This is a genomic window from Streptomyces atratus, assembly GCF_014648655.1.
In the GTDB taxonomy this organism is placed as follows: domain Bacteria; phylum Actinomycetota; class Actinomycetes; order Streptomycetales; family Streptomycetaceae; genus Streptomyces; species Streptomyces atratus.
This window is the reverse complement of sequence record NZ_BMRN01000004.1, coordinates 34,408-48,753: the sequence shown is the minus strand read 5'-3', so window position 1 is coordinate 48,753 and position 14,346 is coordinate 34,408. Positions and strand designations below refer to the sequence as shown.

At 69.9% G+C, this 14,346-nt stretch carries 16 protein-coding genes; 5 read left to right on the top strand and 11 right to left on the bottom strand.

Features of this window, described 5'->3' with window-relative positions; all coding sequences use genetic code 11:
- Nucleotide 1: 1 nt before the first annotated feature.
- From kdpF to IEZ15_RS08275, 4 genes are all read right to left on the bottom strand, one after another.
- Nucleotides 2-91: a K(+)-transporting ATPase subunit F gene (gene kdpF / locus IEZ15_RS08290; RefSeq protein ID WP_037701211.1), complete on the bottom strand. Its 90-nt coding sequence runs from the start codon at nt 89-91 to the stop codon at nt 2-4.
- Between the two features lie 333 nt (nt 92-424).
- Nucleotides 425-1,198, bottom strand: a complete 774-nt coding sequence (locus tag IEZ15_RS08285) for a DUF3710 domain-containing protein (RefSeq protein WP_114247111.1) — start codon at nt 1,196-1,198, stop codon at nt 425-427.
- 1 nt (nt 1,199) lies between these two features.
- Nucleotides 1,200-1,733: a dUTP diphosphatase gene (dut, locus tag IEZ15_RS08280; RefSeq protein WP_189275443.1), complete on the bottom strand. Its 534-nt coding sequence runs from the start codon at nt 1,731-1,733 to the stop codon at nt 1,200-1,202.
- The gene (locus IEZ15_RS08275) at nt 1,733-2,317 is read right to left on the bottom strand and encodes a PaaI family thioesterase (protein ID WP_114247110.1); all 585 of its coding nucleotides are present in this window, start codon (nt 2,315-2,317) and stop codon (nt 1,733-1,735) included. The genes dut and IEZ15_RS08275 overlap by 1 nt, the downstream gene beginning before the upstream one ends.
- 58 nt (nt 2,318-2,375) lie before the next feature.
- Between IEZ15_RS08275 and IEZ15_RS08270 the strand changes: the two genes are divergently transcribed.
- The gene (locus IEZ15_RS08270) at nt 2,376-2,831 is read left to right on the top strand and encodes a DUF3093 domain-containing protein (protein ID WP_189275441.1); all 456 of its coding nucleotides are present in this window, start codon (nt 2,376-2,378) and stop codon (nt 2,829-2,831) included.
- 78 nt (nt 2,832-2,909) lie between these two features.
- On the opposite strand, the gene IEZ15_RS08265 is transcribed toward IEZ15_RS08270, so the two are convergent.
- The 4 genes from IEZ15_RS08265 to IEZ15_RS08250 all read right to left on the bottom strand — a co-directional run bounded on the left by IEZ15_RS08265 (nt 2,910) and on the right by IEZ15_RS08250 (nt 6,484).
- Nucleotides 2,910-3,881: a hypothetical protein gene (locus IEZ15_RS08265; protein WP_189275439.1), complete on the bottom strand. Its 972-nt coding sequence runs from the start codon at nt 3,879-3,881 to the stop codon at nt 2,910-2,912.
- A 12-nt stretch (nt 3,882-3,893) separates the two neighbouring features.
- Nucleotides 3,894-4,190 (bottom strand): DUF4193 domain-containing protein, encoded by a 297-nt coding sequence (locus IEZ15_RS08260; protein WP_003965732.1) that lies wholly within the window; start codon nt 4,188-4,190, stop codon nt 3,894-3,896.
- 404 nt (nt 4,191-4,594) lie between these two features.
- The gene (locus IEZ15_RS08255; protein ID WP_189275437.1) at nt 4,595-5,824 is read right to left on the bottom strand and encodes a sensor histidine kinase; all 1,230 of its coding nucleotides are present in this window, start codon (nt 5,822-5,824) and stop codon (nt 4,595-4,597) included.
- Between the two features lie 6 nt (nt 5,825-5,830).
- Nucleotides 5,831-6,484: a response regulator transcription factor gene (locus tag IEZ15_RS08250; protein ID WP_114247106.1), complete on the bottom strand. Its 654-nt coding sequence runs from the start codon at nt 6,482-6,484 to the stop codon at nt 5,831-5,833.
- A gap of 373 nt (nt 6,485-6,857) precedes the next feature.
- Between IEZ15_RS08250 and IEZ15_RS08245 the strand changes: the two genes are divergently transcribed.
- Nucleotides 6,858-7,031, top strand: coding sequence for a hypothetical protein (locus IEZ15_RS08245; RefSeq protein WP_189275435.1), 174 nt, complete (start codon nt 6,858-6,860; stop codon nt 7,029-7,031).
- Between the two features lie 81 nt (nt 7,032-7,112).
- Here the strand turns inward: IEZ15_RS08245 and IEZ15_RS08240 are convergent, their stop codons facing one another.
- Both IEZ15_RS08240 and IEZ15_RS08235 read right to left on the bottom strand, forming a co-directional pair.
- Entirely contained in the window at nt 7,113-7,931 is an 819-nt protein-coding gene (locus tag IEZ15_RS08240) for an inositol monophosphatase family protein (protein WP_189275433.1), read from the bottom strand.
- Between the two features lie 38 nt (nt 7,932-7,969).
- Complete coding sequence (locus IEZ15_RS08235) at nt 7,970-9,097, bottom strand: ferrochelatase (protein ID WP_189275430.1); 1,128 nt, start codon at nt 9,095-9,097, stop codon at nt 7,970-7,972.
- Between the two features lie 153 nt (nt 9,098-9,250).
- Here IEZ15_RS08235 and IEZ15_RS08230 point away from each other — a divergent pair, with 153 nt between their 5' ends.
- A complete protein-coding gene (locus IEZ15_RS08230; protein ID WP_189275428.1) occupies nt 9,251-10,498 on the top strand; it encodes an MFS transporter in 1,248 nt (415 codons plus the stop codon).
- Nucleotides 10,455-11,777: a D-arabinono-1,4-lactone oxidase gene (locus IEZ15_RS08225; protein WP_189275427.1), complete on the top strand. Its 1,323-nt coding sequence runs from the start codon at nt 10,455-10,457 to the stop codon at nt 11,775-11,777. The genes IEZ15_RS08230 and IEZ15_RS08225 overlap by 44 nt, the downstream gene beginning before the upstream one ends.
- Before the next feature lie 13 nt (nt 11,778-11,790).
- Here IEZ15_RS08225 and IEZ15_RS08220 read toward each other — a convergent pair whose 3' ends face one another.
- Nucleotides 11,791-12,744: a hypothetical protein gene (locus IEZ15_RS08220; protein WP_114247102.1), complete on the bottom strand. Its 954-nt coding sequence runs from the start codon at nt 12,742-12,744 to the stop codon at nt 11,791-11,793.
- A 496-nt stretch (nt 12,745-13,240) separates the two neighbouring features.
- Between IEZ15_RS08220 and sepH the strand changes: the two genes are divergently transcribed.
- Complete coding sequence (gene sepH, locus IEZ15_RS08215) at nt 13,241-14,302, top strand: septation protein SepH (RefSeq protein WP_189275425.1); 1,062 nt, start codon at nt 13,241-13,243, stop codon at nt 14,300-14,302.
- Nucleotides 14,303-14,346: the final 44 nt, after the last annotated feature.

Sequence of the window (14,346 nt, the reverse complement as noted above, 5' to 3'; positions counted from 1 at the left end):
CTCAGAACCTCTCCGGGTACAGAAGGGCGAGGACGAGATAGCCCAACAGGGCAACGGCCACGATCAGACCGACAATGTTCTCGGCAGTCACAGCTTCGCCACCCCCTTGGCGACGAGAGCCACCAACGCGAACACCGCGATCGTGGTGACGACGAAGGCCACATCGGCCATCGTGTGCTCCTAGATGAGGTACGGATTCTCGGACCTCATGAGCAAACCTCGCGTCACAGCCGTCCCGGCCTGCGTTGATGGCTTCCTTACGGGGAAGGGCGGGCCCTTGACGGTGCACATACGTGCCCCATACGCGCCCCATACGCGCCCTGTCGTGCGCCCCGGGCGCAGAAAAGGCCGGTGGGCCGTACTCCCTGGAAAGGGGGTACGGCCCAACGGCCTTCAGCTGTGCCGGGCGGCTGCCCGTATCAGCTCAGCGCACCTCGGTGATCTCGGGTCCGCGCTGGAGCTGGCCCATGCCACCGGAGAACTTCGAGCCCTCCTGGTTCTCCTGCTGGACGCCCTCGGGCACCATCTGGGCGTCGTCGGGGAGCTTGAGGACGATCGGGTCGCGCGGCGCCATCGGGCCCTCGCCACGGACGACCACGGTGTCCCGGAAGATCGTCTCCAGCAGCCCCGCGGCCTCCGGCTGTACGGCACCCTGGCCGGAGATCACTCCGCGCAGGAACCAGCGCGGACCGTCGACGCCGACGAAGCGCACCAGCTGCACGCCGTTCGTCCCGTCCGGGAGCTGTACGGGGACCTGGGCACGCAGCTCCCAGCCCAGCGGACCCTCGACCTCGTCGATGATCCCGCCCTGCTGGGTGATGCCGGAGGCGATCTCCTCGCGGACCTCGCCCCAGATGCCCTCCTTCTTGGGGGCGGCGAAGGCCTGCAGCTGGATGGCGCTGTCGCGCAGCACCACGGTCGCGGCGACGATCGCGTCACCGGCCACCTCGACGCGCAGCTCCATGCCCTCGACGCCGGGCACGAAGACGCCACCCAGGTCGACCCGGCCCTCGCCGGGCTGGGAGACCTCGGTGATGTCCCACGGTCCGTCCGGCCGCGGCGCCGGCGGGAGATTCACCCGACGCGAGCCGCTGTCGGCTCCATCGGCGTCATCGAGCTCGTCGACGACCTGCTCGGCCTCGCGCGCTTCGTCCGCCACGTCCTCGGCGGAACCACTCTTCTTGCGACGTCCGAACACGTCACTGTCCTTCCCGGTCGGGTACGACCGAAGCGTAGCTGTTCCCGCCCTGGGTAATCCCGCCCCTGACGCCATCAACATCACCGGAAGCATGCCCTCCGGTGGATCCGAAGCCTCCCTCACCGCGGGCCGAGCCGGGTAGCTCCGCCACTTCGTGGAAGCGCACCTTCTCGACCTGCTGGACGACCAGTTGGGCAATCCGGTCGAACCGCTCGAACCGCACGGGCTCGCGCGGGTCGAGATTGATGACGATCACCTTGATCTCTCCACGGTACCCGGCATCAACCGTCCCCGGGGCATTCACAAGAGCGACTCCGCAGCGCGCGGCAAGGCCGGACCGCGGGTGCACGAACGCGGCGTATCCGTCGGGCAGTGCGATCGACACCCCGGTGGGCAGCACAGCCCGCTCGCCCGGGGCAAGTTCGGTGGCCTCGGTGGTCACCAGATCGACCCCGGCGTCGCCCGGGTGTCCGTAGGCCGGAATCGGCACGTCCGGGTCGACACGGCGGATAAGTACGTCTACGGGGTGACGCATCAGGGATTCACCTCGAACGCACGGACGCGCTTGGTCTGGTCCGGATCGGCCATCGCTGCCTGGATCTCGGCCGGGCGGCCGTTCTCGATGAAGTGGTCGACCTTGACCTCGACGAAGAGGGCCTCGGCACGGACCGCCACCGGTCCGTCCGGGCCGCCGATCCGGCCGGTCGCCCGGGAGTAGATCTTCCGGCCGTGCACCGCGGTGACCTCGGCATCCAGGTGCAGCACGGTGTCCACGGGCACCGGGCGCACGAAGTCGGTCTCCAGCCGCCCGGTCACCGCGATCACCCGCAGCAGCCAGTTCAGCGAGCCGAGCGTCTCGTCCAGCGCGGTGGCCAGGACGCCACCGTGGGCCAGGCCCGGGGCGCCCTGGTGGGCCGCCTTCACGGTGAACTCGGCGGTGATTCTGACACCCTCGCCGGCCCGCGCCTGGAGGTGCAGCCCGTGCGGCTGTCCTTCGCCGCACCCGAAACAGTGATCGTAGTGCGCGCCGAGGAGTTCGCCGGGGGCCGGGGCTTCGGGGTGCCGGACCGGTTTCACCGCGTCGGCCGGGGGCTTCAGAGCCACAGATGTTCCACTCACAGGCGCAGACCTTACCCGCGCGGCCACACGCAGGTCGCGCCGTGCCAAGCTTGGGTTCATGCAGCCTTCCACCCCGCCTTTCGACGAACGACTGACCGCGCCCCGTTCGTGGTGGCTCATCGCCTTCCTGGTCGGCATCGCCTGTGCCCTGATGCTGCTGCCGCTCGGCACCCTGCCCCTGCTGGCCGGTCTGGTGGGCGGAACAGCCCTGTCGGCGGTCGCGGTGAGCTCGTACGGTTCGGCCAGGATCCGGGTGGTGGCGGGCGCCCTGGTGGCCGGCGACGCGCGGATTCCGGTGACGGCGCTCGGCGGGGCCGAGGTACTGGAGGCGGAGGAGGCGCGCGCGTGGCGCTCGTACAAGGCGGACACCCGCGCGTTCATGCTGCTGCGCAGCTACATCCCGACGGCGGTCCGGGTGGAGGTCACCGACCCGCAGGACCCGACTCCGTACCTCTATCTGTCGACCCGCGAGCCGCAGGCCCTGGTCGCAGCGCTCAGCGCGGTGCGGGCCTAGCTTCGGGGCTTGTCTCCTTCGGAGGGCATCCAGGCGGCCCCTCTCGGCCCCACAGGCCCTGTCGGGCGCCTGGATGCCCTAGCTCTCCAGCTCGCCCGGGAGATCCTTGCGCAGGCCCCCCGGCCGCTCCAGCGGAGGCAGCTCCGGAAGCCGGTCCCAGGGGATCCGGCGCTTGCGCAGGTCCTTCCTGACCCGTTCGGCAAGCTTTCTGGTGTCGCGCCGGTTCATCATCGCGCCGACTGCGGCGCCGACCATGAACGGGAAGAGGTTCGGCAGATCGCGCACCATGCGCTTCGTGACCTGCTGGCGCAGCTCACGCCTCATCTGGCCGCCCAGCGCCGCATTGATCGTCGCGGGCTGGGTGACATCGATACCGCGCTCCTCCGTCCAGGACGTGAGGTAGGCGGTGGAACGGTGGGTGAGCCCGCCCGGCGGGCGCAGCCCGTAGACCTCGTGCAGTTCGGCGACGAGCTTCATCTCGATCGCGGCCACACCGGTGATCTCCGCCGCCAGTTCGGCGAGCATGGCGGGTGGTACGGGCATCATGGCCGCCGCGCCGATACCGGCGCCGACGGTTGCTGTGGCCTTGCTCGCGCCCGCTATGAGCTTGTCGGCGAGCTCCTCGGGCCCGAGGCCCGGGAACTGCTTGCGCAGGGTCGCGAGATCACGCACAGGGATGCGGGGAGCGGTCTCGATGATCAGGTCGGCGATATGACCGATCGCTGCCTTGGCGCTCTCCCCACCCTTGCGTACTCCCCGTTTCACTGAACTCAGACGGCCTGCCCCGGTCACGGACTCCGTCCTGTCGACCTGTCCGGCCCCATCGGCCGTGTCGACTCCCTCAACTCCTTCGACTGCCGTGACTGCCGTGACTGCTTCGAGCGAGGCCGACCGGCCCCGCTCGTCGTCCCACGCACCCGGGGAGGGTGGCAGGGCGGACCGCTCAGCAGGCGCTGCTACGCCTTCTGCCGGGCCTGTGCCGCCCTGATTCGCCTCCGACGACCTCTTGCGCCGCAAGCGTCGCTTCCGGAACGGTGTGTCGCCTGCCACGGTCGGTTCGACCTAGTCGCAGTCGCGGCAGATCGGCTGGCCGTTCTTCTCGCGCGCCAACTGGCTCCTGTGGTGCACGAGGAAGCAGCTCATGCACGTGAACTCGTCGGCTTGCTTGGGCAGGACCCTTACGGCCAGCTCTTCGTTGGACAGGTCTGCTCCGGGCAGCTCCAGTCCCTCGGCCGCGTCGAACTCGTCGACGTCGACGGCGGACGCCGTCTTGTCGCTCCGGCGAGCCTTGAGCTCTTCAAGGCTGTCCTGGTCGACGTCGTCATCGGTCTTGCGTGGGGTGTCGTAATCCGTTGCCATGTCGCTCTCCCCCTCTGGGTGTCTGCGGTGTCTCAGCGCACGTAACGCGTGAGAGGCCGGACTTGTGCCCGACCTGAGGCGGAGATTTTGCCTCACATCAAGGTCTGTTACTCAATCGACACCCAAAAGGACCGCTCGGGAGTGGTCGCCTTGGGTGGCGATGGGGACCGTACACGGTCCCGGTCTCGCGCTTCACGGGCGCCACCCCGTGTACTTCCCGTGATATCGGACCCCGAAAACCCCGACTTTTGCGGGTTTTCCGGTGACGGGCCCGATCACGGAGCGTTGACATTCAGAAATTCGCTCCTGTGATCGATCACACACGGCAACTTCGGGCGCAGGTCCCGAAAATTCCGCTCAAAGCGAACAAAATAATTGGTGCACGTATCGCCCCGCCCAGCCTCTCAGACCGGCAGTGAGACGCGCATCACGAGACCACCGCCCTCGCGGGGCTCCGCGACGATACGGCCGCCGTGAGCGCGCGCCACAGAGCGCGCGATCGACAGGCCGAGCCCCACCCCCTTGTCGCTGCCTGTTCGCTCCGTACGCAGCCGCCTGAAGGGCTCGAAGAGGTTGTCGATCTCATACGCAGGCACCACTGGGCCCGTGTTCGAGACCACCAGCACGGCCTGGCCGGAACGGAGCTCGGTGGTGACCTCCACCCAGCCCCCCTCCGCGACGTTGTAGCGCACAGCGTTCTGTACGAGGTTCAGCGCGATCCGCTCCAGCAGGACGCCGTTGCCCTGGACGACGGCCGGGGCCCGCTCGCCACGGATCTCCACGCCCCGCTCCTCGGCCTCGCCGCGCGTCTGGTCGATCGCGCGCGAGGCCACCTCGGCGAGGTCGACCGGTTTGCGCTCGACGATCTGGTTGTCGCTGCGGGCGAGCAGCAGCAGGCCCTCGACCAGCTGCTCACTGCGCTCGTTGGTGGCCAGCAAGGTCTTGCCGAGCTGCTTCAGCTCCGGCGGGACCTGGGGATCGGAGAGATGGACCTCCAGCAGCGTGCGGTTGATCGCGAGCGGGGTCCGCAGTTCGTGCGACGCATTTCCGACGAACCGCTGCTGGGCGGTGAAGGCGCGCTCCAGGCGGTCGAGCATCTCGTCGAAGGTGTCGGCGAGCTCCTTCAGCTCGTCGTCCGGGCCGTCCAGCTCGATCCGGCGGGACAGATCCGTTCCGGCCACCTGGCGGGCGGTGCGGGTGATCCGGCCCAGCGGGGAGAGCACCCGGCCCGCCATGGCGTAGCCGAAGGCGAAGGCGATGACGCTGAGGCCGACCAGGGCCAGCAGCGACCGGTTGAGGAGGGTGTCCAGCGCCTGCTGGCGCTGGTGGTTGACGCAGGTGTTCATGGCCGCGTTGGCGGCGTCGGGTGTGGTGATGCCGTGGAAGTTGCACACGTCACTGGTGACCTGGCCGCTCACGATCTTGAACGGCAGCTCGCTGCCGACCTGGAGGGCCTGGGCGGCCAGCATGTAGATGATCGCCAGCAGCAGGATGCCGGCGATCAGGAACATGCCGCCGTACAGCAGCGTGAGCCGTATCCGGATGGTCGGGCGCAGCCAGTACGGCGGCTCCTGCTGTTTGGGCTCCCAGGTGGGCTTCGGAGGCGCCGTCGGCGGCGCCGGGACGGTGGGCATCGGCCGTCAGATCCGGTAGCCGGAGCCGGGCACGGTGACGATCACCGGCGGTTCGCCGAGTTTGCGGCGCAGCGTCATGACGGTCACCCGGACGACATTGGTGAACGGGTCGGTGTTCTCGTCCCAGGCCTTCTCCAGCAGTTGCTCGGCCGAGACGACCGCGCCCTCGCTGCGCATCAGGACCTCCAGCACGGCAAATTCCTTCGGCGCGAGCTGGATCTCCGCCTCGCCCCGGAAGACCTCTCGGCGGTTGGGGTCGAGCTTGATTCCGGCGCGCTCCAGGACGGGCGGCAGGGCCACCGTCGTACGCCGGCCCAGCGCCCGTACCCGCGCGGTGAGCTCGGTGAAGGCGAACGGCTTGGGCAGATAGTCGTCTGCGCCCAGCTCCAGCCCCTCCACCCGGTCGCTGACGTCCCCGGACGCGGTGAGCATGAGCACCCGGGTGGGCATGCCCAGTTCGACGATCCGGCGGCAGACGTCGTCGCCGTGCACCAGGGGGAGGTCCCGGTCCAGCACCACGACGTCGTAGTCGTTGACCTCGACCCGCTCCAGAGCCGCGGCTCCGTCGTACACGACGTCGACGGCCATGGCCTCACGGCGCAATCCGGTGGCCACCGCATCGGCGAGCAGCTGCTCGTCCTCCACGACGAGTACGCGCACGGCGCTTTCCTTCCTTAGAAACTTCAGTAGGTGACTTCAGAAAGTCCCGATATGCTCACGGTCCGTGATCCAAACCGCTCATCGGCACTGGTCTGTGCGGCTCCATCCTGCCCGCAACGCGCATAAACCGGCGGTAAGACGACGCTGGCCGACCTGGGGCCCCGGGGAATTCACCGGATTTCCGGGCCAGTTGAGGTTTCTCTGAGCTTTGGTCTGGGGAGGACGAATTCACACCCGCGATCGCGCCTTGAATGTGGCGTGCCACAGGCCGCTCCGTCCCCGGAGAGCGCGTGATCACCCGCCCTACCGCCTCCGTGCGGAGGGAAACCCGGGCACACCCCCGTGCCACCGACCCACGATGAGGGGGCGCATTATGGACGCTTTCACCGCAGGTCTGCTGCAACGAATCAAGACCACCGAGTCCGACCTCACGAAAGCTCGGGAGACGGGCGACGACTTCCTCGCGGATGTCGAGCAGAGCGAGCTGGACGACCTGCACCGCCTCGCCGCCGAGCACGGCGTTGAAATCGGCGCCACCAGCGTCTGAGTCACGTGAGAAGGGCCCCTGATGCCGCAACCGGCGTCAGGGGTCCTTCTCGCGTTCCGGCAGAACCCGGTCGACCGGGTTCTAGTCGTGCCAGGCTCCGAGCTCCTCCAGGAGGCCCTGCAGCGGCTCGAAGACACCCGGCGTCGCGGCGACGGTCAGATCACCGTCGGCGGGCAGCCCGGGGCGGCCGCCGGTGCGGGCACCCGCCTCGCGGGCGATGAGGTCACCGGCCGCCAGGTCCCACGGGTGGAGCCCACGCTCGTAGTAGCCGTCGAGGCGGCCGGCCGCCACATCGCAGAGGTCCACGGCGGCGGAGCCGCTGCGCCGGATGTCACGCAGCCGCGGGATCAGCTTCTGGGCCACGTCCGCCTGGTGCGCACGGACGTGGCCGACGTAGTTGAAGCCGGTCGAGACGAGCGCCTGATCGAGCGGCGGCGCGGGCCGGCAGCGCAGCGTGGCGCCTTCGCCGTACGCACCGCCCTTCGCGTATGCACCGCCGCCGAGCACCGCCTGGTACGTCTCACGGCGCATCGGTGCCTCCACCACGCCCACGACCCGCTCGCCGTCCCGTTCAGCGGCGATGGAGACGGCCCAGGTCGGCAGTCCGTACAGGTAGTTCACGGTGCCGTCGAGCGGGTCGATGACCCAGCGGATACCGCTGCTGCCCTCGGCGCTCGCTCCTTCCTCACCGAGGAAGCCGTCCTGGGGGCGGCGCTCGGTGAGGAAGCCGGTGATGAGCTTCTCGGCGGCGATGTCCATCTCGGTGACGACATCGATCGGGCTGGACTTGGTCGCGGCCACACCCAGATCGGCCGGGCGGCCGTCGCGCAGCAGCGCACCGGCACGGCGGGCTGCCTCCAGGGCGAGGTCGAGCAGTTCGGAAAGGTTCGGGTCGGTCACGGCGCTCCAGGGGGCTCCAGGCGTACGGCAGGGGCTTCTTACACGTACGGGCTGTCGGCGCCCGCGGCGGCGGGCTTGAGGGCCCGGGCCGGGCAGCAGCCGACCGGGCAGAGGTCATGGCCAGGGCCGAGCGCGCCCAGCGCACACCGCTGCGCGACGCGCCCCTGTTCGGTGGCGGCGCGCTCCAGCACCAGTTCACGCACGGCCGCGGCGAACCGCGGGTCGGCGCCCACGGTCGCGGACCTGCGCACCGGAAGCCCGAGTTCGGCGGCCTTCGCGTTGGCCTCCGTGTCGAGGTCGTACAGCACTTCCATGTGGTCCGAGACGAAACCGATGGGGACCATCACCACGGCGGGGACGCCTTCGCCGTGCAACGTCTCCAGGTGGTCGCAGATGTCGGGCTCCAGCCACGGGATGTGCGGGGCGCCGCTGCGCGACTGGTAGACGAGCTGCCAGGGGTACTCGACGCCGGTCTCCTCGCGCACCGCGTCGACGATCAGGCGGGCGACGTCCAGGTGTTCGGCGACATAGGCGCCGCCGTCGCCGTGCTCCTCCACGGGGCCGGAGGTGTCGGCGGCGGAGATGGGGATGGAGTGCGTGGTGAAGGCGAGGTGCGCCCCCGCTCTCACGTCCGCGGAGAAGTCGGCCAGGGCGGCGAGGACGCCGTCCACCATGGGCCGTACGAACCCGGGATGGTTGAAGTAGTGCCGGAGCTTGTCGACCCGGGGCACCGGCAGCCCCTCGGCCTCCAGGGCGGCCAGCGACTCGGCGAGGTTCTCGCGGTACTGCCGACAGCCGGAGTAGGAGGCGTATGCGCTGGTGGCGAGGACTGCGATGCGGCGGTGTCCGTCCACGGTCATCTCGCGCAGGGTGTCGGTGAGGTACGGCGCCCAGTTGCGGTTGCCCCAGTACAACGGCAGATCGAGTCCGTGCTCCGCGAAGTCCTTGCGCAGGGCGTCCAGCAGGGCCCTGTTCTGGGCGTTGATCGGACTGACGCCGCCGAACAGGAAGTAGTGCTTGCCGACTTCCTTCAGCCGCTCCTCGGGGATGCCACGGCCACGGGTCACGTTCGCCAGGAACGGGACCACGTCGTCCGGGCCTTCGGGGCCGCCGAAGGAGAGCAGCAGCAGGGCGTCATAGGGAGCGGGATCGCGCAGATCGGACATGGCATCGATCCTGCCACTCGCCTCGGACAGCGCTCCCACCGACATCGGCTCCGGGGCCCACCCCGGTGTCGGACGGACCACTCGAACCGTAAGCTGTATCGGCCACGTTCACGCATTACAAGCGCGTGTGATCACGCTGTTCCGGAGCCCTCCTTGCCCAGTCCCTACCGCGCGATTTTTGCCGCCCCCGGCACCAAGGGGTTCTCGGCGGCCGGATTCCTCGGCCGGATGCCGCTGTCCATGATGGGCATAGGTGTGGTCACCATGGTGTCCCAGCTCACCGGCCGTTACGGGCTCGCGGGCGCGCTCTCCGCGACGCTGGCGATGTCGGCGGCGGTGATCGGGCCGCTGATCTCCCGACTCGTCGACCGGCACGGGCAGCGCCGCATCCTGCGTCCCGCCACCCTGGTCGCGCTGGCGGCGGTGGCCGGTCTCCTGATCTGCGCGCAGCAGCGGCTGGCGGACTGGACGCTCTTCGTCTTCGCGGCGGGCGCCGGCTGCGTCCCCAGCGTGGGTTCGATGATCCGGGCCCGCTGGGCGGAGATCTACCGCGGTTCGCCGCGGCAGCTGCACACCGCGTACTCGTGGGAGTCGATCGTCGACGAGGTGTGCTTCATCTTCGGGCCGATCATCTCGATCGGTCTGTCCACCGCCTGGTTCCCCGAGGCGGGGCCGCTTCTCGCCGCAGGGTTCCTGCTGGTCGGTGTCTTCTGGCTGACCGCTCAGCGCGCCACCGAGCCGGTGCCGCATCCGCGCGAGCAGCACACCCGCGGTTCCGCGCTGCGCTCGCGGGGCCTCCAGGTGCTCGTGGTCACGTTCGTGGCGACCGGTGCGATCTTCGGGGCAATCGACGTGGTGACGGTGGCCTTCGCCGAGGAGCAGGGTCACAAGGCCGCGGCGAGCCTCGTGCTGGCCGTGTACGCGCTGGGGTCCTGCCTGGCCGGGGCGGTCTTCGGTCTGCTGCACCTCAAGGGGAAGCCGTCCACCCGGTGGCTGGTGGGCGTGTGTGCGATGGCCGTGAGTATGATCCCCCTCCAACTGGCCGGGAACCTCCCGTTTCTGGCCGTGGCGCTCTTTGTCGCGGGTCTGGCCATCGCACCGACGATGGTCACCACCATGGCCCTCGTCGAGCAACACGTACCGCGCACCGAACTGACCGAGGGCATGACCTGGACCAGCACCGGGCTCGCCGTCGGTGTGGCGCTCGGCTCCTCGGCCGCAGGCTGGGTGGTCGACGCGTCCGGAGCCGAGGCGGGGTACGTGGTGCCCGCCGTGGCGGGAGCGCTCGCGGCCGCGGTGGCGTTCCTGGGGTATCGCCGGCTCAGCGGGCCGGTTCCTACGGAAGGGCGCGGGGAAGATGACCGACACCGACGCACGGACGACGACGAGCGCGTGGCGTAACTGGGCGGGGAACGTCAGCGCCCGTCCCGTACGAGCCGTGTCCCCCGCCTCCGTGGCGGAGCTCGCCGAGGTGCTGCGCCGCGCGTCCCAGGACGGTCTGAGGGTGAAGCCGGTCGGTACCGGGCACTCCTTCACCGCGACGGCGGCCACCGACGGTGTGCTGATCCGTCCGGATCTTCTCACCGGCATCCGGGAGATCGACCGCAAGGCGATGACGGTGACCGTCGAGGCAGGCACCCCGCTGAAGCGGCTGAACAGCGCCCTGGCGCGGGAGGGCCTGTCGCTGACCAACATGGGCGACATCATGGAGCAGACGGTCGCCGGCGCCACCTCGACCGGCACCCATGGCACCGGCCGCGACTCGGCGTCCATATCCGCCCAGATCCGTGCCCTCGAACTGGTCACGGCCGACGGTACGGTGCTGACCTGTTCGGAGAAGGAAAACGCCGACATCTTCGCCGTCGCCCGGATCGGGCTCGGCGCCCTGGGGGTCGTCACGGCGATCACCTTCGCCGTGGAGCCGGTCTTCCTGCTGACGGCCCGTGAGGAGCCGATGAGCTTCGACCGGGTCACGAACGACTTCGACGAGCTGGTCGCCGAGAACGAGCACTTCGAGTTCTACTGGTTCCCGCACACCGGCAACTGCAACACCAAGCGCAACAACCGCAGCGCGGGCCCCGCCGCCCCGCCCGGAAAGGTCAGCGGCTGGATCGAGGACGAGCTCCTCTCCAACGGGATATTCCAGGTGGCCTGTTCGCTCGGCCGGGCGGTTCCCGCCGCCATTCCGTCGATCGCCAAGCTCTCCAGCCGCGCCCTGTCGGCCCGTACGTACACGGACATCCCGTACAAGGTCTTCACCAGCCCGCGCCGGGTCCGCTTCGTGGAGATGGAGTACGCACTGCCGCGCGAGGCCGCCGTGGAGGCGCTGCGCGAGGTCAAGGCGATGGTCGAGCGGTCGCCGCTGCGGATCAGCTTCCCGGTGGAGGTCCGTACCGCCCCCGCGGACGACATCGCGCTCTCCACGGCCTCGGGCCGCCAGAGCGCGTACATCGCCGTACATCTGTACAAGGGCACGCCCTACCAGGCGTACTTCACCGCCGTCGAGCGGATCATGACCGCCCACGGCGGCCGCCCGCACTGGGGCAAGGTCAACACCCGCGACGCCGAGTACCTCGCCGGGGTGTACCCGCGGTTCGGCGAGTTCACCGCCGTACGCGACCGGCTGGACCCGGACCGCCTCTTCGGCAACGACTATCTGCGCCGGGTGCTGGGCGACTGAGCGCCGCGGCCGTTCACTGCGCGGTCCCCGTGCCGGTGGTGGCGTGGTCGCCCTGCACCGTGGCGCCGCCCGCACCCGCCGGGTCCGGGCCGACTGTGCTGCCGTCGCCGGGCGCTGCCGGGGAGGGCGTGGTCGCCGGGGGCGGATTCGTCTGGCCACCCGTGTTGTCGGACGGCGTGGGGCTTGGCACCGGATCGGCCGAGGAGCCGTCGCCCTGACCCGAGTCCGGGTTCCGGCTCTGTCCGCCCTGCGAATCCGTACCGGGCGTCGCGCCGCTCTCCTGGCCCGGAGTCCGCTCCTGGCCGGGGTCGGTGCTGGTCGCCGGTGCCGGGTCGTTCGACCCGGAGCTCCGCTCCCCGCCGCGTACGACGGAGCCGACGGTCGTTCCTTTGCCGCCGCTCAGGCCGTTGCCGGAAACCAGTTCGAAAGTGGTGATGCCGACCATCGTCACGGCGAAGACCACGACCGCGCCGAGCGCCGACCGCTTCCAGCCGCGGATGCGGGTGCCGTGGGTGGTGGCCTCGGAGAACTCCTCGTCCGGGACCGGGCGCCCCGTGGTGAGCGGCTGGGTCCCGTCGAGCGGCCTCAGCAGTTGCGTACGGTCCGGATCGTCGGCCACGTTGCGCAGTACGGTCGTGGCGTCCGTCTCGCGACGGCCGGCCGTGGCGGCGCGCGCACCACCCGTCTCACGCGTATGTACGGTCACCTCGCGGCCCGGGTGCTTCACCTGGACCGTGACCTCGCGGATCTGCTCCCCCGTGCGGCGGAAGAAGTGCTGGAAGACCGAACCGCCGCACGTGGCGACGACGCTCATCACCCCGGCACCGAGGATCGTTCCGTACACGCCCAGCTGGGAGGCTGCCACCGCTGCCGCGACTGCTGCCACGGCGCTGCCCGCCACCTGCGGCAGGCTCAGGTCTATACGCCTTTCTTTGGGTTCTATGTCACTTTCTGGCTTCTGCACCATTTCCAGCCCTTGATTGACATCTCTCCCACCATGCAACAGGAAGGGACATTTGAGCGAAGCGAATAGTTCCACTTCGGGAGATTCTGTGAAGCAGGACACGCATGGAGGTCGCCCGCACCCGGCCGGGCAGCTCAACTCCCGCACCTCACGAGAACTTCGGCGGCGCGGCGGTCCACCCACATGGCCCGAATGGAGTACTGTGGCGAGCCCTGGGGCCGGACTCCCACGTGGGTGTCCGGGATCTTCGGGAGGGGGCCGAAGGAGGCACTCGATCCGGCGGCGCCACGGCATCGCACGGGGACTGGCCGCACGGAGTGACCAACGGTCACTTTGTGCTGCACAATAGGTCACCGTGTCATACCGGCGATCAAGGGCTCACGCCCGACACGCCGGGCAACACGGCAATGTTGTGGCAGGCTGCACCCGGGCAGGCCACACTCGACTAGCGGAAGCAGCGACGCACGTGACGTCGGCAGGCACCACCCGGGAGGTCCCCATGCCCGAACTGCGTGTCGTGGCCGTCTCCAACGACGGCACACGACTGGTGCTCAAGGCTGCGGACAGCACGGAGTACACGCTTCCGATCGACGAGCGGCTGCGAGCCGCCGTGCGCAACGACCGCGCGCGGCTCGGCCAGATCGAGATCGAGGTGGAGAGCCACCTCCGCCCCCGCGACATCCAGGCCCGGATACGAGCCGGTGCCTCCGCGGAGGAGGTTGCTCAGTTCGCCGGGATTCCGGTCGACCGTGTCCGCCGCTTCGAGGGCCCCGTGCTCGCGGAGCGTGCCTTCATGGCCGAGCGGGCCCGGAAGACTCCTGTGCGCCGTCCCGGCGAGAACACCGGCCCCCAGCTCGGCGAGGCGGTGCAGGAGCGACTGCTGCTGCGTGGCGCCGACAAGGAGACCGTCCAGTGGGACTCCTGGCGCCGTGACGACGGCACCTGGGAAGTCCTGCTGGTCTACCGGGTCGCGGGCGAGCCGCACTCGGCGAGCTGGGCGTACGACCCGCCGCGCCGGCTGGTCCAGGCCGTGGACGACGAGGCGCGGTCGCTGATCGGCGAGACCGACGACGTCGCCGCGCCCGAGCCGAGCTTCCCGTTCGTGCCGCGGATCGCCCGGCTGCCCCGCGACCGGCCGCTGGACCGCGCCCTGGACCGCCAGATGGAGCGCCCCACGGCACCGGCACCCGAGCCGGAGGAGCACATCGGCGGCATCTCGGCCAGCGAGCGCGATTCGCTGACCAGCCTGTTGGAGGCGGTGCCCAGCTTCCGCGGCGACATGGTGGTGCCGGAGCGGCCCGCACCGCCCGACCCTCCGGCCATCGAGCCCGCCGTGCAGGAGCCGGAGGCCGATGAGCCGCCGGCCGCGGCAGCCTCCGCAGGCGCCGGTTCCGCCTACGCGGATGTGCTCATGCCGCGAGCGGTGGCCGGCCACCGTGACCGGCTGACCGGGACGACGGACCGCCAGGCCGAGGCGGACGGCGTCCGACCGGGCCGCCGTGCCGCCGTGCCGAGCTGGGACGAGATCGTCTTCGGCACGCGCCGGAAGAAGCAGGACTGAGGCGGGGTGACCGCAGCATGACGAGGGCCCGTACGCCGCTGCGT

Excerpts from the sequence above, each read along its gene's own strand:
- sepH (WP_189275425.1), top strand. The coding sequence starts at position 13,241 with ATGCCCGAACTGCGTGTCGTGGCCGTCTCCAACGACGGCACACGACTG.
- IEZ15_RS08255 (WP_189275437.1), bottom strand. The coding sequence starts at position 5,824 with ATGCCCACCGTCCCGGCGCCGCCGACGGCGCCTCCGAAGCCCACCTGG.
- IEZ15_RS08225 (WP_189275427.1), top strand. The coding sequence starts at position 10,455 with ATGACCGACACCGACGCACGGACGACGACGAGCGCGTGGCGTAACTGG.
- dut (WP_189275443.1), bottom strand. The coding sequence starts at position 1,733 with ATGCGTCACCCCGTAGACGTACTTATCCGCCGTGTCGACCCGGACGTG.
- IEZ15_RS08245 (WP_189275435.1), top strand. The coding sequence starts at position 6,858 with ATGGACGCTTTCACCGCAGGTCTGCTGCAACGAATCAAGACCACCGAG.
- IEZ15_RS08235 (WP_189275430.1), bottom strand. The coding sequence starts at position 9,097 with ATGTCCGATCTGCGCGATCCCGCTCCCTATGACGCCCTGCTGCTGCTC.
- IEZ15_RS08220 (WP_114247102.1), bottom strand. The coding sequence starts at position 12,744 with ATGGTGCAGAAGCCAGAAAGTGACATAGAACCCAAAGAAAGGCGTATA.
- IEZ15_RS08270 (WP_189275441.1), top strand. The coding sequence starts at position 2,376 with ATGCAGCCTTCCACCCCGCCTTTCGACGAACGACTGACCGCGCCCCGT.
- IEZ15_RS08260 (WP_003965732.1), bottom strand. The coding sequence starts at position 4,190 with ATGGCAACGGATTACGACACCCCACGCAAGACCGATGACGACGTCGAC.